The organism is Streptobacillus ratti (assembly GCF_001891165.1).
In the GTDB taxonomy this organism is placed as follows: Bacteria; Fusobacteriota; Fusobacteriia; order Fusobacteriales; family Leptotrichiaceae; genus Streptobacillus; species Streptobacillus ratti.
In genome coordinates this window covers 13,933-33,241 of sequence record NZ_LKKW01000007.1, presented here as the reverse complement: position 1 = coordinate 33,241, position 19,309 = coordinate 13,933, and the positions used below count along the sequence as shown (strand labels likewise).

Sequence of the window (19,309 nt, the reverse complement as noted above, 5' to 3'; positions counted from 1 at the left end):
TTTTGATATACCTTTTATATCAAAGTCATTAAATCTATATACTAATTTATTATCAGTATAAACTGATGCTATATCTGTATTTATTTTTTTAGATTTATCATATCCATCTTCATATATTTTTGAATCTTTTATATATAGTCTTCCTTTTACCTTATTACTATTTTCTAATAATAATTTATCTTTATCATATTTTATACCAAAAGCTAATTCTGGTTTATATAGTGTTTTTAAATTTTTAGAATTTTCTACTTCCTTTAAAGCTACTTCACCATTTATTCCAGCCTTATACTCTATATTACCTTTTTTAGTATTTAATTCATTCTTACTTATTACTAAATAATCTTTTTTATCTGGTAATATTGTTGTTAAATAAGTTCCAAGTTCATTATATGTTTCTATATCATTTATTTTACCTTTTACTTTTATAGATCCTTTTAATCTTCCACCTTTATCATAATTATTTTGATTTTGATTATTATCTTTCTTTAATTTATGATTTAAATCAAATTCTATATTATAATTTAATCTTTTAGTGGCTAATTTTATGAAACTTTCTAACCTTAATTTTTATATATTAAATCCTTCTGAAGAATATATTACTCCACTATATCCCTTTACTTTGTCATCATCATAATTTACTATACTTGAAAGTAATAAATTCTCTTTTCCTTTAAATCTTAAACCTTGAGTATGATAATATTCTTTTAACAATTTTTTATCTTTTTCAAATCTACTATCCCATTCTCCTCTTAGTTTAATTATTTCCTTTATATTATCCTCATATCCCTCATTATATTCATAACCTGTATTTAATATTATACCTATATTATCTGATAATTTTTTCTTAAAATTAAATCCTAAATTACCAGAACCATCTATTGTATGTTCAATACTAGGTTTTACTTTACCTCCTAAAAAAGTAAATATTTCATTTTCTTTAAATGATGCTCCAAAATTTGCATCTATCGTGCTTTTAACCAAGATGCTACTTCCATTATGATAAGGCTCAAATGTATTATTTGATTTAAAATAATACTCTGCTCCAAAACTATATAGATTTATCATCGACAATATTAATAATTTATTTCTCAACTTGTATTTTTCACCTCTTATTTTATTACATACTCTTAATTATTATCATATTATTTTGATAATCTATATGTATCCATTGCTATCATTAATTCTTCTGCTGTTTCAATTTTAAATACTTTAACTTTTGAAGTTGGTAAAGAATAATCAACATTTCCTGAAATTCTTTCCATATTCTTAACTTTATCAAGTTCTACTCCTAAAAACTCTAAACCATCACATATTCCTTGACGTGCATAGGCTGCATTTTCTCCTATTCCTCCAGTAAATGCTATAGCATCTACTCCACCCATAGCAACTGCATAAGAACCTATATAGCTCTTTACTCTATAGCAGAACATGTCATATGCAAGTTTAGCTCTTTCTTTACCTGATTCTACACCTTTTTGTATATCTCTAAAGTCTGAACTTTCTCCAAAAATTCCTAAAAATCCTGATTTTTTATTCATTCTAGTATCTATTTCTTTAGGTGTTAATCCTCTTTTTTCCATGATGTATAAAACTGCTGCTGGATCTATATCTCCACAACGAGTTCCCATCATTATACCTGCAAGTGGAGTAAGACCCATAGAAGTATCTACTACTTTACCATTTTTAACTGCTGATATTGAGGCTCCATTTCCTAAATGACACACAATAATTTTAGATTCATCTTTACCTAACATTTCTTTTGCAACACCTGAAACATATTTATGACTAGTTCCATGGAAACCATATTTTCTAACTTTTAATTCCTCATAATCTTCAAGTGGTAATGGGTAAGTATATACATGTTTTTCCATAGTTTGATGGAAAGCTGTATCAAATACTGCAACATTAGGTTTACCAGGTAATAATTCTCTCATTACCTTAATTCCCATAACATTAGCTGGATTATGTAATGGTGCTAATTCTGAAATATTTTCTAATTTTTTTATTACTTCTTCATCTACTAAAACTGAATCATTAAAGTATTCTCCACCATGAACTACTCTATGACCTATAGCATCAATCTCATCTATAGATTTTAATACTCCGTTTTCTCCTACTAATTCTTTTAATACTAAATCTATAGCCATTTTATGATTAGGCATTTCTTCTGGTCTTTCTTCTATTTTAATTCCTGTAATTAAATTTTTTAAAGTAAATATTGAATTTGAAATCCCTATTCTTTCACAAATACCTTTGATTAAAGTATTATTATCTATTGTATTTATTAATTCAAACTTTAAAGACGAGCTTCCACTATTTATTACTAATACTTTCATTTTTCCTCCTATTATAATGTTAAAATTTCACAAAATACTGCACATTCTGCACATGTTATTGCAACTACATCAACTATATCTTCTACATTACATCCTCTTGATAAATCATGTACAGGTCTTGCAAGTCCTTGAATTAAAGGTCCTAAAGCTTTTGCTTTTGCAAATCTTTGAACTAATTTATACCCTATATTTCCTGAACATAAATCAGGGAATACTAATATATTTGCTTTACCTGCAACATTAGAATCTTTAACTTTTTGTTCTGCAACGGCTGGAACTATAGCAGCATCTAATTGTAATTCTCCATCAAATTCAAAGTCTACTCCTCTTTCTTCCAGTATCTTATATGCCTCTCTCATTTTAGTTACTTGTTCTCCCTCAGCAGAACCTTTAGTTGAATAAGTTAAAAGTGCTACTTTAGGGTCAGTAAATTTAGTTATTAATCTTGATTTTTCAACAGCTGATATTGCTATATCTGCAATTTGTTGAGCAGTTGGATTTGGAAGTACTCCACAATCTGAAAATAGCAATGTTCCATCTACTCCAAATTCTTTAGTTTTTGTTTGCATAATAAATGAGCTTGAAATTGTTTTTAGACCTTTTTTAGGACCTATTACTTGTATTGCAGCTCTTAATACATTAGATGTTGGTGAATTAGAACCAGCAACCATACCATCTGCTACACAGTTTCTAACAAGCATAGCTCCAAAAAATCTTACATCATTTTGAATTATTTCACGTGCTTGTTCTTCTTTCATTCCTTTTTTAGATCTTAAATGTACAAATTGTCTAATAAATTCAGGTGTCTTTTCAAAAGACATAGGATCAATAATTTGTACACCACTTAAATCTACACCTATTTTTGCAGCATGTTCTCTTACTTGGTAATCTTTACCAACTAATATGATATTAGCAAAACCCTCTTTAGTTATTTGTTCAGCAGCTCTTAATACTCTTTCATCTTCAGCTTCTGGTAAAACTACTGTTTTTTTATGCTCTTTTTCTTTCTCTTTAATTTGTTCAATTAAATTTGACATTTTATTCATCTCCTCATTTTTTTTAACTCCATTTTTATTTTAACATAAATAAATTAAAATTCAAGTAAAACTATCAATTAAACATTTCACTAATAAATTCTTTAGAATCAAAAACTCTTAAATCTTCTACTCCCTCTCCAACTCCTAAAAATTTAACTGGTTTATTAAGTTCTGAAATTATAGAAAATATTATTCCACCTTTAGCTGTACCATCAAATTTTGTAAGTATTATACCTGTAATATTAGAAATACTATTAAATATTCTAGCCTGTTCTAAACCATTTTGTCCTGTAGTAGAATCAATTACTATTAATGACTCATATTCTTCAACATTTTGTTTAATAATTTTATCTATTTTTTCTAATTCTTTCATTAAATCTACTTTATTATGTAATCTTCCAGCTGTATCTATTATTGCTACATCAACATTTTTAGATTTAGCAGTGTTTATTGTATCAAATACTACAGCTGCTGGATCTGAACCATGTTTTTGTTTAATTACTTCTATTCCTGCTCTTTGTCCCCACATTTCAACCTGTTCTATAGCTGCTGCCCTAAAAGTATCTGCTGCACCTATTATTACAGATTTCCCCTCTTTTTTTAACTTCATAGCAATTTTTCCTATAGATGTAGTTTTTCCTACTCCATTTACACCTATAACTAAAATTACATTTAATCTTCCTTTTTGTATATTTAAGCTATTATCCTCAAATACTTCCAACTTTTCTGAAAGTAATAATTTTAGTTCCTCATACATTAATTCCTTACTTTTAATCCCCTTATTTCTTACATTTTTTTCTAATGTTTCAACTATCTCCATAGTCATTTTCATTCCTAAATCAGACTGTATTAAAAGTTCTTCTAATTCCTCATACATATCATCAGTAATAGCTTCACCAACAAAAAAATCTTTAAGTTTCGTAAAAAATCCTTTTTTAGGTTTAATTAATAAATCAGATATTCCCATTTTTCTCCTTTTCTGCCTGTGATTTTTCTAAATAATCAGGCACTAAATTAAATAAGTCTACCTCTTTTAGTAAATCCTCTTTAAACATTGCATAGAATATACTAGAGTTTATTCTTAAAAACACATCTGGAACTAATATATTTATTCCATTTTCCTTTATTTTTTCTCCATATGATATTACGGCATCTCCTATTAAATTATATCCCTCATTTTTAACTAAAGATATGACATCATCTAATTTTCCAACTAAAAGTTTATCAACTCTTTTACCATTTTCATATTTACCATAATATATTTTTTCATTATTTGAATCTATCATAGCTATCAACTTGTCTGTGTATATCTTATTTCCTTGATATCCTAGGGCATCTAATTCATTAACTTCATATATTTTAACATCTCTACCTACAAACATTCCCTTAACAACTGAAATAGCTATTCTAACACCAGTAAATGACCCTGGTCCTATAGATACTAATACATTTTGTATATTTTCTATTTTAGTTCCTGTCCAAGATAATAAAGAGGAAATTTGATCTATAATATAGCTTGAATGTGTTCTTTTTACATTAACATTAATATTCCCTAACATATTTCCATTATCATAAATTGAAAGAGAGGCAAGTTTAGTTGAAGTTGTAATTATCAATGTCGACATATTTAACTTCTCCTTTCTTAATTTCATATAATGAAACAAATCTAGTGGTTTCATCATTATGTTTTAATTCTATGTATAAAGTATTACTTGGTATTGCTTCAGGTACATTATTAGCCCATTCTATTAAAAATATATTACCATCTAATATATAGTCCTCATATCCTATTTCATATAGCTCATCTATATTTGATAATCTATAAAGGTCAAAATGTACTATAGTTCTATCTCCTAAATCATATTCTAAAAGGTAAGTAAATGTAGGACTTTTAACATTTTCCACAACACCTAAATTTTTACATATTCTTTTTGAAATATGAGTTTTACCTACTCCTAAATCCCCTATTAAAGCTATTGATTTAAATTTATTATCTTTTAAAATTTTTTCACTAATCTTATCTGCTAGTCTATCAATTTCTTCAAATTTAAGTATTTTATTCATTGTACCTCCATTATAATAGTATAGCATAAAAAACATTTTTTAGTAAGAAAAGAGGTGTACAATATTTGTTATTGTGATAGATTATCTATTAAATTTTAAAAATAAAAAAAGAACTTTTGACACCTATAATTTTATGAGTTATAATTATCTCAGAAAGAATAAGTAACCACTTTATTCAACTCAAATAATAAAGGAAGGAGTTTATGTAGGATGAATATAAAAAAATATAATTTTTTAAACATTATACTCTCTATAATAGGAGTTGTTGGTATAACATTATCTAATACTATTATTAACTATAAATTTAGTCATGGATACGACATTGTACACAAAATACTAATAATATTAGCAATTGGTATTTTATTCGGTTTAGCTGAATTATTAATATTAAAATTAATAAAAAAATTTACAGAAGAAAATGTAACAATTGTACTTTTTTCTATTGAAATTGTTATTGTTTTACATATTTACAATGAATTAAGTCATGGTTATAGTGCATTATACAAACTATTAATACTATTAGCCCTTGCTATTTTAGGTGGTTTAATATTATCATTAATAACAAGAGTTATATCTACAGATAAATAGAAACTGGGTTTCTATAAAAGTTGTAGTTTATAAGTTGTTATGTAATAAAATAAAAATAGAGAGAATTTCTGAAATTATATGAATTCTCTCTTTTTTAAATTCTATTTTTTATGACCTAATCATTCTAACTAATCTTTAAAAAATTCTTTTATCTTATCAAAAAATGAAGCAGTTTTTTCTTCATTTTCTACACCTATTGTTCCATAAAACTCTTTTAACTTCTCTTTTTGTTTACTATTAAGATTTTTAGGTACTTCTACAGTAATTTCAATAATTTGTGAACCTTTATATCCATTATGTTTTATACCAGCATCTCTTATTCTCATCTTAGTTGAATTTTGTGTCCCCTCAGCTATTTTAATCTTAGTTTTACCTCTTAATGTTGGAACTTCTAACTCTCCACCTAAAGTAGCAGTTAAGAAACTAATAGGTACTTTACAATATATGTCATATCCATCTCTTTGGAATAATTCATGTCTTTTTTCTCTAATTTGTAAGTATAAATCTCCAAAATCACTACCAGGACCATCATAGTTTCCACCATCTCTAATAACTAATCTTTGTCCAGATTCTATACCAGCAGGTATTTTAATTTTTTTCTTTACTTGCTCTCTCTTATTTCCCTCTCCATGACAAACATTACATTTATGTTCTGGTATTTCTCCTACTCCATGACAACTAGAACATTCAGCTCTAACATTACTCATACCAAATATTGTTCTTTGTGTTTTTGTTACATAACCTCTACCATTACATGTGCTACATTGCTTAGTTTTAGAATCCTTAGCACCAGTACCACTACAACTAGAACATTTACCTGTTCTACTGTATTCTATTTCTTTTTCAACTCCATCAGCTATTTCTTCCAAACTTAAATCTAAAGTGTATAAAAGATCTTGACCTTGTTTTCTTCTTTGATTAAAGCCATTTCCTCCACCAAAGCCTCCAAAATCAAATCCTCCTCCACCTCCGAAAAAGTTTGAGAATATATCACTAAAGTCAAATCCCTCAAAGCCTTGTCCACCAAAACCTCCTGCACCTTGTTCAAATGCAGCATGACCATATTGATCATATAGTTGTTTTTTTTCTGGATCTGAAAGAATTTGATATGCTTCATTTAATTCTTTAAATTTCTCTTCTGCTTCTTTTTTTTCTTTTTCATCAGCATTTGCCATTCTATCAGGATGATATTTCATGGCTGATTTTCTAAATGCCTTTTTTATATCTGCTTCACTTGCATTTTTATCAACACCAAGTAATTCATAATAGTCTTTTTTCATTAGTTACCTCTCTTAAATTCAAATACTAATTTAGCTCTAAATTCTCCCTTAGGAGCTAATCTTTGTATTCCCTCTTTTAATGTAATGTCCTTACTTGCTCCAACAATATCTGTAATACCAAACCATGGCTCAATACAAATAAATGGTGCATTAGACATTTTCCAGAAAGCTATATATGGAAAATTTTCAAATGTTACTTTTACTTCTTTGCTAGTACTTCTTGATTTAAGATAAACTGATGAGGAATTAGTATTTTTAAATGCTATAGCATCTTCTTTAAAATTATCTTCTGTAATATTTATTATCCTATTATCTATTAAATTAAATTCTACTCTATCTTTTCTAAAAAATCCTGTTTCATCCAATTTATATTTAAGACATTTTTCTTCTTTTTCAAATTCTAAATAAGCATCTTTTTCATAATTTTCATTGATAATAAAAGCAGGGTGTGCTCCTATAGAAAAATACATTTCATCATCTTTTCTATTTTTTACAGAATATTCTAAAGTAAAACCATTTTCTATTAACCTATATGTTAAATATAGTTCAAAGTCAAAAGGATATTTTTTTACACTTTCATCATTAGAATAATATCCAAGTTTAACAAAATTTTCATCTTGCTCCACTATTTCAAATATATTATCTCTTGCAAAACCATGTTTAGTTAAAACCGTATATTCTTCCCCTTTATATTCATAAGTTCCATCTCTTAAGCCCCCTACAAAAGGGAATAAAATAGGAGACGTTTTAGCCCAAAATTCTTTTCTATTCCAAAAAAATTCTTCTTGATTTATAGTAAATGATTTTATTTCTGCTCCAAATTCCTCTATTTTTAGTTCTATTAAACCTTTTTTTAGTACTATCACAATTTCCTCCTTACATACACGAAGAAAATAGGTCATAGACCTATTTTACTTCTTCTGCTTCTACTACATCTTCATTATTACTTGTGTTTTCAGAAGCAGTTTGTGCTTGAGATGCTTGTGCTGCTTGATATATTCTCATAGCAAATGCTTCACTTGCTTTTGATAGTCCCTCTATTCCTGCTCTAATTTCTTCAATATTTTCACTATCTTTAACTTTTTTAAGTTCTTCTATAGCTTTTTCAATATTTTCTTTTTCATTACCCTCTAATTTATCTTCATTTTCTTTTATAGTTTTTTCTGTAGATATTATTAAATGGTCAGCCATATTTCTTGCTTCAATTAATTCTCTAAATTTATTATCTGCTTCTTCATTTGCTTCAGCTTCTTTTTTCATTCTTTCTACATCATCTTTACTTAAGTTAGATGACCCTGAAATTGTAACTTGATTTTCTTTACCTGTTCCTAAATCTTTAGCTGTAACATGTACTATACCATTAGAATCTATATCAAATATAACTTCTATTTGAGGTATACCACGTGGTGCTGCTGGTATTCCCTCTAAATTAAATTGTCCTAAAGTATGGTTTTGAGAAGCTTGTGCTCTTTCCCCTTGTAATACATGTATAGTAACTGCTGTTTGATTATCTACTGCTGTTGAGTATACTTGAGATTTTTTAGTAGGTATAGTTGTATTTCTTTCTATCATCTTAGTAAATACTCCACCCATAGTTTCTATTCCTAGAGATAAAGGTGTAACATCTAATAATAGAACATCTTTAACATTTCCAGATAATACTCCACCTTGAATTGCAGCTCCAACAGAAACTACTTCATCTGGGTTTATAGATCTATTAGGTTCTTTACCAAAGTATTCTTTAACCCATTCTTGAACTGCTGGTATTCTTGTTGAACCTCCAACTAATAGTACTTGTTCTATATCTCTAACTGTATATCCAGCATCTAATAAAGCTTGTTTTACTGGTTCTTTAGTTTTTTCTACTAAATGTTTAGTTAATTCGTTAAATGCTGCTCTAGTTAATTTCTTTTCTAAGTTCTTAGGACCAGTAGCATCCATAGCTATAAATGGTAAAGAAATAGTTGTTTCTAAAGTAGAAGATAATTTTTTCTTAGCATCTTCAGCTGCATCTTTAAGTCTTTGATAAGCTTGTGGCTCATTTCTTAAATCAATTCCTGTTTCTTTTTTAAATTCATCAGCAAGCCAGTTTATAATAGCAGTATCAAAATCATCTCCACCTAAATGGTTATTTCCAGCTGTTGCTTTAACTTCTACAAGTCCTGACCCAACTTCAAGTACTGAAACATCAAATGTTCCTCCACCTAAGTCAAATACTAATATTTTTTCTTCTTTTTCTTTATCCATTCCGTATGCAAGTGCTGCAGCAGTTGGTTCATTTATTATTCTTTTAACTTCTAATCCTGCAATTTCTCCAGCATCTTTAGTAGCTTGTCTTTGTGCATCAGTAAAGTATGCTGGAACTGTAATTACAGCCTCTTTAACTGTTTCTCCTAAATAGCTTTCAGCATCTTTTTTTAATTTTTTTAATATCATAGCAGATATTTCTTGTGGAGTATAATTTTTTCCATGAATATCTACTTTATAATCTGATCCCATGTGTGTTTTAATTGAAATTACTGTTTGTTTAGGTTCTGTTATAGCTTTTCTTTTAGCAGTAGATCCTACTATAATTTCACCATTAGATTCAATTGATACCACTGATGGAGTAGTTCTTTCTCCCTCTGCATTTGGTATTATTGTAAATGTTCCACCCTCCATAACTGATACACATGAATTTGTTGTTCCTAAATCTATTCCTATTATTTTACTCATTCTATTTTCCTCCTAAAATTCTATTTTTTCTTTTTATTCTTCATTTTTGTTTATTTCTTCATCATTCTTTGTTTCTTCAATTTTATTTATTACTACCATAGCAGGTCTTATTACTCTACCTTTAAGCTTATATCCTTTTTGAAGTACCATTAATACTTCATTATTAGCTTTTTCTCCATTACTCATAACTTGAACTGCATGTTGCTCATAAGGATTATATTCTTTTTCTAATGCTTCTATTTCTGTAACTCCCTCATTAGTTAGCATTTCAGAAAAATTCTTAATAGTCATTTCTAGTCCCTCTACAAGTTTATTATAGTCTTGTGTAGAACGAGAAGCTTCTATTCCTCTTTCTAAATTATCCAAGTTTTCTAAAACTTTTAATATTATATCTTTTGAAGCATATTCTTTATACTCTTGTAATTCTTTTTCTTTTCTTTTAGAAAAATTTTGAAATTCTGCAAGTTTTAATGTATATGCTTTTTTATAGTCCTCTAATTCAGCATTGAGTTTTTCTATTATTACATCAGTTTCTTCAATGTTTTCTTTATTTTCTTGTTCTTTTAATTCCTCTTCTCTAATTTCTTCTGACATTTCATCTCCTAATCTTTATAACCTATAAATTTATTTTCATAATTTTGATTTAACATTTTCTTTAACATATCTATTACTAAATCAAGTAAAGCTACTGTTTTTGAATAATCTATTCTAGTTTGAGCAATAATTGCTAAAACTCCTTTATCTTCTCCAAATTCATAACATTTAAATATAAAGACGGATTCTTCAAACCCTTTTATATCTAAATCACTTCCAAAAACAATATTACTTTCTAAATCATACTCAACCTTAGATATTAAATGTTTAAATAAAGCATTCATTTCATTTTCATTATTTATCATTTTAATATTGTCTATAACCTTTTCAATAGGTATGTCCTCTCTTGAAAGAAAATTTTCTGCACCATCTACAAAGACCTTATTATTCTCAAATATTCTTTTTTCTTCAAATCTAAAGTCATTGCTACTAATGTTTTTTAAAAATCTTTCCATATCCTTTAAGGTAAATCTTTTGTGAGTAGTATTCATCAAATCAGATATATATGAATTTAAATTATTTACATTTTCTTCTGTTACATATGTATTCATAAGTAAAGTAGATGTTTTTATAATATTATTTTTCATCACTACTACAACAAATACTTCTTTTTCAGTAATTCTAATAAACTGTATTTTTTTAATACTTTCCTCATCTGATGATGGTTCTATTGCTATTGCAACAGCTCCAGATAATTCAGATAAAAGTTTAACGGTTTCCTTAAATATTATATCTGTCTTATTTATCCTTTTTTGATAATGTAAATATATTTGTTCTTTAGTTTCCTTATCAACCTCACTTACTTGAAGTAACTCATCTATATACTTTCTATATCCATCTAAAGTTGGTATACGCCCAGATGAAGTATGTGTCTTAGTAATTAGTCCCATTTCCTCAAGATCAGACATAACATTTCTAATAGTAGCCGATGAAACCCCTATATTATATTTCTTCTCTAAAGTTCTTGAACCAACTGATTCTCCACAACTTAAATAGTGATTTATAATCATACTAAAGATTTCTCTTTCTCTCTCATTCATATACTTCACCTCCTGTTAGCACTCCTTGTGTTATAGTGCTAGTATACATCATTTACTTAATTAAGTCAAGTCTTTTAAATACCAATTTATCTTCAATTACATTAATAACTATATCAACATTACCATTCATATTTTCTTTTAATATTAATTTAGATAAATCTGTTTCTATTTGTTTTTGTATAAATCTTTTTATAGCTCTTGCTCCATAATTTTCATCATAAGCATTTTTAAACACATAATCTATTACATCTTCTCCATAAACTATATTTATCATTCTATCCTTAAGCTTATTATTCATTTTTTCTAATTCTAATCTAACAATACTCTTAATTGCAGTTTCTCCTAAAGAATTAAATGTAATAATCTCATCTACCCTATTTAAAAATTCAGGCTTAAATCTAGCTTTCAATTCTTCCATTACAAGCTCATTTTTACCCTCAAGTATAAAATGGCTCCCTATATTTGATGTCATAATGATTATAGTATTTTTAAAATCTACAAGTCTTCCTTTACCATCAGTTAGTCTTCCATCATCTAAAACTTGAAGCAATACATTAAATACATCAGAATGTGCTTTTTCTATTTCATCTAATAATATTACTGAATAAGGTTTTCTTCTAACCTTTTCAGTTAATTGTCCACCCTCTTCATATCCAACATAACCAGGAGGTGCTCCTATCAGCCTAGCGACTGAATGTTTTTCCATATATTCACTCATATCTATTCTAATTATCGCATTTTCATCATCAAATAGATTTTGAGCAAGTTTTTTAGTTAAATATGTTTTACCAACACCTGTAGGCCCTAAGAATATGAAAGAACCTATAGGTCTATTAACATCTTTTAAACCTGCACGTGATCTAAGTATAGTATCTGAAACAGCTAAAATAGCTTTATCTTGTCCAATAATTGATTTTTTCATATGTTCTTCAAGTAAAAGTATTTTTTCATTTTCACTTTGAACAAGTTTACCCACAGGTATACCTGTCCATTTACCAATAATTTCAGCTATTTGTTCTTTTCCAATAATTTGTGAAACAAGAGAATTTTTTTCTGATTTTTCTCTAATTTCATTTAATTTTCTTTCTATTTCAGGAATAATCCCATATTCATATTCTGCTGCCTTAGCATAATCTGCCATTCTTTTAGTTTCCTCTAACTTAATCTTAGCATCATCTAATTCTTGTTTTAACTTCTTAAGTTCTATAACATTTTCTTTTTCTGCATTCCAATTTAAAGTTAAAACTCTTTTTTCTTCTCCTAATTCTTCTATTTCTTTAATAATATCTTTTAATCTTTTAACAGAAATATCATCTTCTTCTTTTTTTAATGCTTCTCTTTCTATTTCAAGTTGTGCATATTTTCTATTAATCTCATCAAGTTCTACAGGAACTGAATTAATTTCTGTTTTCACCTTTGCACACGCCTCATCTATTAAATCTATAGCTTTATCAGGTAAAAATCTATCTTGTATATATCTATCTGACATAGTAGATGCTGCAACTATAGCATTATCAGATATTCTTATACCATGATACTTTTCAAATTTTTCCTTAAGTCCTCTAAGTATAGAAATAGTATCCTCAACAGTAGGTTCAAATACTTGTATAGGTTGAAATCTTCTCTCAAGTGCAGCATCTTTTTCTATATATTTTCTATATTCTGCTAAAGTTGTTGCTCCTATAACTTCTATTTCTCCCCTTGCAAGCATAGGTTTTAATAAATTAGAAGCATTCATAGCCCCATTATTTCCACCAGCACCTACAATATTATGTATTTCATCTATAAATAGTATAATTTTACCCTCATTTTTTTCTAAAGTGTCTACTACACCTTTTAATCTTTCCTCAAACTCACCTTGATATTTAGCTCCAGCAATCAATGCTCCCATATCTAAGGAAAATACTGTTTTATCCTTTAAATTATCAGGTACATCTCCACTAAATATTCTTTGAGATAATCCCTCAACTAGAGCTGTTTTACCTACTCCAGGTTCTCCTATTATCATAGGATTATTCTTATTTCTTCTCGATAATATTTGTATAAGTCTTCTAATTTCATTATCTCTCCCTATAACAGGATCAAGTTTTCCTTGAGAAGCTAATTTAACTAAATCTCTACCATATTTTTCTAAAGATTCTAAACTTTCCTCAAAACCATCACTATTTACTTTTCTTCCCTCCATCATATTATCAAGTATTTCATTAACTTTTTTTACATCTAATCCAAAGTTATTTATTTTTAATATAGCTTTTAATAAGAAAATTACTGAGATATATTCATGTCCACCATTACTTGCCATATTAGAGGCATCATTTAACATAGTAGAAAATTCTCCAGAATAACTCACGTCTCCACCACTCATTTTAGGCATAGAATTTAATTTAGAATATATATCTTGTTGTAATTCATTTCTATCTACACCCACCTTATTTAATACCGATATTGTAGTATCATCATTAGAAACTAACTCTAACATTAAATGTTCTAATTTAACATTAGAATTTTTAAAGTTCATTGCAAATTTTATTGCATTTTCTATTGCTAACATAGCCTTTCTTGTAAAATTTTTCATATATATTCATCTCCTTTAATTTTATTGTTAGCACTCTATCATATTGAGTGCTAATTGTATTATATATTAAAAAAATTTATTTGTCAATAAAAATGTTATAGGAATTTAGGGGCAAATAAAAAGAAGACCCTTAAGTCTTCTATTTCTTTAATTCCATGTATTTATCTACAAACTTTTTAGTTTCCTCTTTTACACTCTCATATCCTCTTGTTGGTATGTGCTTTGTTAAGGCACTACCTATGCCTAAAGCATAGGCTCCTACCTCTAACCACTTATCCATATTCTCTATACTTACTCCTCCTGAGGGCATCATATTTGCATGTGGCAATGGTCCTTTTGTGTTTTTTATAAATCCTGCTCCTAACATATCTCCCGGAAATAGTTTTACTAAGTCTACTCCACTTTCTAATGCTTTTACTATCTCTGTTATTGTTGCACATCCAGGTAAATATGGTACTTTATATCTATTACACACTCTTGATATATCTTTATCTAAATGAGGAGATACTATAAATCTTGCCCCTTTCATTATTGCTATCCTTGCTGTAATATCATCTAGTACTGTTCCTGCTCCTATTAATACTCCAGATATATTCTCTTTACTTAATCTCTCTATTGTATTTTCTACAAATGGTGTTGAAAAAGTTAATTCTATTATCCTTATTCCACCCTCTATAACTTTCTTTGATATTAAATAAGCATCTTCTTCATCTTTGCCTCTTATTACTGCTACCAGTTTTTCATCACCAATTTTCTTTAATATGTCCATAACTATACCCCTGAATAAGCTGAAAATCCACAATCTACTGGTATACATATACCTGTAACAGCACTTGATTTATCGCTATCAACTAAAAATTCTAAAGCTCCATTTAATTCCTCTGGTTTTACAAATCTACCCATAGGAGTACTATTTAAAATCTTTTCTGTTCTCTTAGTTGGATTTCCATTATCATCAAACAGTAATTTTTCATTTTGCATAGTTCTTAAAAATCCTGGAGCAATAGCATTACATCTTAATCCAACATGTGAAAAATATACAGCTGTCCATTGTGTAAAGTTACTTACAGCAGATTTAGCTCCTGAATATGCAGGTATTTTAGTTAAAGGAGTATAAGCATTCATACTTGAAATATTAATAATATTAGCTCCTTTTCTTCCTATCATATCCTTAGCAAATATTTGTGTTGGTAATATAGTTCCTAGAATATTTAAGTTAAATACAAATTCTATACCTTCTTTTTCTAAAGCAAAAAAATCTTTAGTTTCATCTGGAAGATTTAATTCATGATATTCATTTTCTGTTGTTGCCTTAGGACTATTTCCTCCTGCACCATTAATTAATATATCACAACCTCCAAAGTATTTATCAACTTCTTCTTTTGCTTTTCTTATACTTTCTATATCTAACACATTACACTTAACAGCTAAGGAATTTCCACCACTTCCATTTATTTCATCTGAAACTTTTTTAGCCATTTCAAAATTTAAATCAAGCAATGCAATTTTGCACCCTTTATTTGATAAAAACTTAGCCATTTCTGAACAAATTATTCCACCTGCCCCTGTAATAACTACAACTTTATTTTCTAACACTTTTATTCTCCTTTAATTTTTTTACACATTTCCCATAATCCATTAATATATGTAGCCCCTAAAGCCCTATCATAAAGTCCATATCCTGGTTTTGCTTTTTCTCCCCATATTTCTCTACCATGGTCAGGTCTTACATATCCTGTAAATCCTGCATCATAATATGCCTTAACTATTTCTGCAAAATCAAGAGAACCCTCACTAGATAAATGTGCTGATTCTTCAAAACTTCCATCTTCTAAAATTTTAACGTTTCTCAAATGTGCAAAAGGGACTCTTCCCATTCCAGCATATTTTTTAACCATCGCAACAAAATCATTTTCAGCATTGCAACCAAGAGAACCTGAACATAATGTAAGCCCATTATTTTTAACATCATAAAGAGATAAAAATCTATCTAAGTCTGCTTCATTTTTAATTATTCTTGGTATCCCAAATATTGGCCAAGGCGGATCATCTGGATGTATACCCATATCTATATCACATTCAATTGCAACAGGAATTATTTCATCTAAGAATAATTTTAAATTACTCCATAATTCCTCTTCACCTAATTTTTGATATGCTTCTATTAATTCTTTCACTTGCTCAGGACTATATGATGAATCCCAACCAGGAAGTGCAAGTTTTGTTGGGTCAAGTTTTTCTATTTGTGATTTATAGTAAACCAATGCTTTTGAACCATCATGTAAAACCTTATCTAATTGACTTCTAGTCCAGTCAAATACTGGCATGAAGTTATAGCAAATAGTTTTAACTCCAACTTTTGCACATCTTCTAATATTTTCTTTGTAATTTTCTATATATTCTTGATATTTCCCTCTTCTTAACTTAATATCCTCATGAACAGGAATACTTTCAATAACTTCCATATCAAGATTATGACTATTTACCATTTCTTTTAATTCTATTAAATCCTCCATAGGCCAAATTTCACCTACTTGAACAGTGTATACTGCTGTAACTACACCTGTCATTCCCGGTATTTGTCTGATATTTTTTAGTGTTACAGGATCATCTTTCCCATACCATCTAAATGTCATTTTCATTTCTTACTCCAATCCAAAATACTCTAAAGCGTTTCTATATGAAATATTTTCTATTAATTTTGTAAGTAACCTATCATCATTAGGTATTTCACCCTTAATTACTAAATCACCAATAAATTCACAAAGTATTCTTCTAAAATAGTCATGTCTAATATATGAAACAAAACTTCTTGAATCTGTCAACATTCCCACAAAATTCATTAATAATCCTTGGTCTGCTAGTGATTTAAGTTGTCTTAACATACCCTCTTTAGTATCATTAAACCACCAACCTGAACCATATTGTAAATATCCTTTTGGAAGATTTGAACTAAAATTAGCTAAACTACATGCTACCATGTTATTTTGACTAGGATCTAAGTTATATACTATAAATTTAGGTAATGTCCCATTTGCTTTCATCAATGAAATTAAAAGGTTTAGATTTTCTGCAACATTTCCTTGATCCATTATTGAATCAGAACCTGCATCAAATCCTATAGTGTCAAGTAATGTTGCATCATTATTTCTAATTGCACCAAAATGAAGCTGCATTACCCACCCATATTCCTTATATTTCTTAGATAAGTCTACTAAAAATGATGTTAAATATTTTTTATACTCATCATTAGTAATATTTTCTCTATTTAATATCTTATTAAATATTTCTTTTACTTCTTCTTCACTATATTTACTAAATTCTAATTTAGATATTCCATGGTCAGATACAGTACAACCCTTATCATTAAAATATTTTATTCTTTCATACATAGCTTCAATATATTCTCTATATGTACTAATATTTTTTCCTGTAATTTCAGAAAGTTTATTAACTAATGATAAAAAGTTATCGCTATATATATTAAAAAACATATCAGGTCTAAATCCAGGTTCTACCCTAACATTAAAATTAATATCTTTTTTAATTTCATCATGATATCTTAAATCATCAAGTGGACCATCTGTTGTACAAACATATTCTACATTTGACATTTCTATTAATTTTTTAGGACTTAATTTTTTTTCCTTAATTACCTTATTTGATTTTTCCCATATTTCTTCCCAATTTTCTTTATTCAACAAATCATCTATATTAAAATATTTTTTCAATTCCATAGCTGACCAATGAAATAAAGGATTACCTACTGTATTTTCTAAAGTATATGCCCATGCTTTAAACTTTTCCTTATTACTCACATTACCAGTAATATTATTTTCATTTACTCCATTTGCTCTCATGGCTCTCCATTTATAGTGGTCGCCTAATAACCAAATTTCTGTAATATCTTCAAATTCTTTATCTTCAGCTATTAATTTAGGATCTAAATGACAATGATAATCTATTATCTTTTTATCCTTTGCAATGTTATATAGCTTTTTTGATATGTCATTATGTAACATAAAATTATGATTTATAAAGCTCATTTTATGTTATCCTTTCTATTTTTTTGTAGATTCTCTAACTATTAACTCTGATGCAATTTCAAAGCTTTTATCTATTTTATTTTCATTTTCTATTTTATCTATTAATATTTCTAATAGTTTTTTAGCAATTAATTCAAAATTTTGTTTTATTGCCGTTATAGATGGTGTAAGTGCAGAACATATAAAGGTATCTCCAAAGGTTAATACTTTAATATCTTCTGGACATTTAATACCTAATTTAGTAAAGGCCCTTAATGCTCCAAATACTGGATAATCTGAATCTAGTAATATTGCATCTGGCAATTTATTTTTAATATATAAGTTTGAAATGTATTGTTCTACACTTTCAGGAGAAGAAAAACCATCTATAACATTTTCTTCAAAATATTTAATACCATTCGTTTTCAATGCTTCTTTATATCCTTGTATCTTCTTAATTGCTGTAAAACTCTTTTTATTATCTAATAAAAAGAGTATATTTTTACAATTTTGTTCTATCAAATGTTCTGTTGCAATAATACCACTTTGAAATTGATCTGTACCTACATAACTGTAGTTACCATATATCCCTGAAATTACAAAAGGTAAATTACTTTTTTTAACATATTCTATATCTTCAATATATTTAGGATTTAATAATATTATTCCATCATAATAACCTTTTGATATTCCACCATATGGATTTTCTTGTAAATCTTTTACAGAGTTATATACTATAACCTCATAATCTTTTATTATTTCTAAAATATATTGCATAATAATATAGTTTTTATTAAGTGGATGTTTTTTAGATATATTAGCAACCAATGCTATATTTCTTGATTTACTCTCAGATAATCTTTTAGCATTGTAGTTTATACTATAATTATATTCTTTCATGATATCTAAAACCTTATTTCTTGTTGAAAGTTTTACTCCACTTTGATTATTTATTACTTTTGATACTGTTTTTGTTGATACTTCTGCAATCTTAGCTATAGTTTTAATCGTTACTTTTTCGTCCATAAATTTACACAATCTTTCCTTACTAATAT

The 19,309-nt window shown here is 27.8% G+C and carries 18 protein-coding genes; 1 reads left to right on the top strand and 17 read right to left on the bottom strand.

From position 1 onward, the window contains the following. Positions 1–567 precede the first annotated feature (567 nt). The 6 genes from BT993_RS02255 to tsaE all read right to left on the bottom strand — a co-directional run bounded on the left by BT993_RS02255 (position 568) and on the right by tsaE (position 5,437). The gene (locus BT993_RS02255; RefSeq protein WP_072593034.1) at positions 568–1,092 is read right to left on the bottom strand and encodes a hypothetical protein; all 525 of its coding nucleotides are present in this window, start codon (positions 1,090–1,092) and stop codon (positions 568–570) included. A 50-nt stretch (positions 1,093–1,142) separates the two neighbouring features. Next, complete coding sequence (locus BT993_RS02250) at positions 1,143–2,336, bottom strand: acetate/propionate family kinase (protein WP_072593033.1); 1,194 nt, start codon at positions 2,334–2,336, stop codon at positions 1,143–1,145. Between the two features lie 11 nt (positions 2,337–2,347). Then, positions 2,348–3,373, bottom strand: coding sequence for a phosphate acetyltransferase (pta, locus tag BT993_RS02245; protein ID WP_072593032.1), 1,026 nt, complete (start codon positions 3,371–3,373; stop codon positions 2,348–2,350). A 73-nt stretch (positions 3,374–3,446) separates the two neighbouring features. Continuing rightward, positions 3,447–4,340, bottom strand: a complete 894-nt coding sequence (ftsY, locus tag BT993_RS02240; RefSeq protein WP_072593031.1) for a signal recognition particle-docking protein FtsY — start codon at positions 4,338–4,340, stop codon at positions 3,447–3,449. Beyond that, positions 4,327–4,998, bottom strand: coding sequence for a tRNA (adenosine(37)-N6)-threonylcarbamoyltransferase complex dimerization subunit type 1 TsaB (tsaB, locus tag BT993_RS02235; protein ID WP_072593030.1), 672 nt, complete (start codon positions 4,996–4,998; stop codon positions 4,327–4,329). The genes ftsY and tsaB overlap by 14 nt, the downstream gene beginning before the upstream one ends. Beyond that, complete coding sequence (gene tsaE / locus BT993_RS02230; protein ID WP_072593029.1) at positions 4,967–5,437, bottom strand: tRNA (adenosine(37)-N6)-threonylcarbamoyltransferase complex ATPase subunit type 1 TsaE; 471 nt, start codon at positions 5,435–5,437, stop codon at positions 4,967–4,969. The genes tsaB and tsaE overlap by 32 nt, the downstream gene beginning before the upstream one ends. Positions 5,438–5,647: 210 nt before the next feature. Here tsaE and BT993_RS02225 point away from each other — a divergent pair, with 210 nt between their 5' ends. Next, entirely contained in the window at positions 5,648–6,025 is a 378-nt protein-coding gene (locus BT993_RS02225) for a hypothetical protein (RefSeq protein ID WP_072593028.1), read from the top strand. Between the two features lie 128 nt (positions 6,026–6,153). On the opposite strand, the gene dnaJ is transcribed toward BT993_RS02225, so the two are convergent. The 11 genes from dnaJ to BT993_RS02170 all read right to left on the bottom strand — a co-directional run bounded on the left by dnaJ (position 6,154) and on the right by BT993_RS02170 (position 19,280). Next, a complete protein-coding gene (gene dnaJ, locus BT993_RS02220) occupies positions 6,154–7,305 on the bottom strand; it encodes a molecular chaperone DnaJ (RefSeq protein ID WP_072593027.1) in 1,152 nt (383 codons plus the stop codon). Next, entirely contained in the window at positions 7,305–8,171 is an 867-nt protein-coding gene (locus tag BT993_RS02215; protein ID WP_158007923.1) for an aldose 1-epimerase family protein, read from the bottom strand. The genes dnaJ and BT993_RS02215 overlap by 1 nt, the downstream gene beginning before the upstream one ends. 40 nt (positions 8,172–8,211) lie before the next feature. Next, complete coding sequence (dnaK, locus tag BT993_RS02210) at positions 8,212–10,020, bottom strand: molecular chaperone DnaK (RefSeq protein ID WP_072593025.1); 1,809 nt, start codon at positions 10,018–10,020, stop codon at positions 8,212–8,214. 33 nt (positions 10,021–10,053) lie between these two features. Next, positions 10,054–10,614, bottom strand: coding sequence for a nucleotide exchange factor GrpE (locus BT993_RS02205; RefSeq protein ID WP_072593024.1), 561 nt, complete (start codon positions 10,612–10,614; stop codon positions 10,054–10,056). Between the two features lie 8 nt (positions 10,615–10,622). Continuing rightward, positions 10,623–11,654, bottom strand: coding sequence for a heat-inducible transcriptional repressor HrcA (hrcA, locus tag BT993_RS02200; protein WP_072593023.1), 1,032 nt, complete (start codon positions 11,652–11,654; stop codon positions 10,623–10,625). Positions 11,655–11,706: 52 nt separating this feature from the next. Beyond that, on the bottom strand, positions 11,707–14,229 hold the full coding sequence (locus BT993_RS02195) for an ATP-dependent Clp protease ATP-binding subunit (RefSeq protein ID WP_072593022.1): 2,523 nt from the start codon (positions 14,227–14,229) through the stop codon (positions 11,707–11,709). 139 nt (positions 14,230–14,368) lie between these two features. Then, the gene (locus tag BT993_RS02190) at positions 14,369–14,998 is read right to left on the bottom strand and encodes a bifunctional 2-keto-4-hydroxyglutarate aldolase/2-keto-3-deoxy-6-phosphogluconate aldolase (RefSeq protein WP_072593021.1); all 630 of its coding nucleotides are present in this window, start codon (positions 14,996–14,998) and stop codon (positions 14,369–14,371) included. Between the two features lie 2 nt (positions 14,999–15,000). Then, on the bottom strand, positions 15,001–15,825 hold the full coding sequence (locus BT993_RS02185; protein ID WP_072593020.1) for an SDR family oxidoreductase: 825 nt from the start codon (positions 15,823–15,825) through the stop codon (positions 15,001–15,003). Positions 15,826–15,827: 2 nt separating this feature from the next. After that, complete coding sequence (gene uxuA, locus BT993_RS02180) at positions 15,828–16,871, bottom strand: mannonate dehydratase (protein ID WP_072593019.1); 1,044 nt, start codon at positions 16,869–16,871, stop codon at positions 15,828–15,830. A gap of 3 nt (positions 16,872–16,874) precedes the next feature. Then, positions 16,875–18,275: a glucuronate isomerase gene (gene uxaC / locus BT993_RS02175; protein ID WP_072593018.1), complete on the bottom strand. Its 1,401-nt coding sequence runs from the start codon at positions 18,273–18,275 to the stop codon at positions 16,875–16,877. Positions 18,276–18,290: 15 nt separating this feature from the next. Beyond that, positions 18,291–19,280: a LacI family DNA-binding transcriptional regulator gene (locus BT993_RS02170; RefSeq protein ID WP_072593017.1), complete on the bottom strand. Its 990-nt coding sequence runs from the start codon at positions 19,278–19,280 to the stop codon at positions 18,291–18,293. Positions 19,281–19,309: the final 29 nt, after the last annotated feature.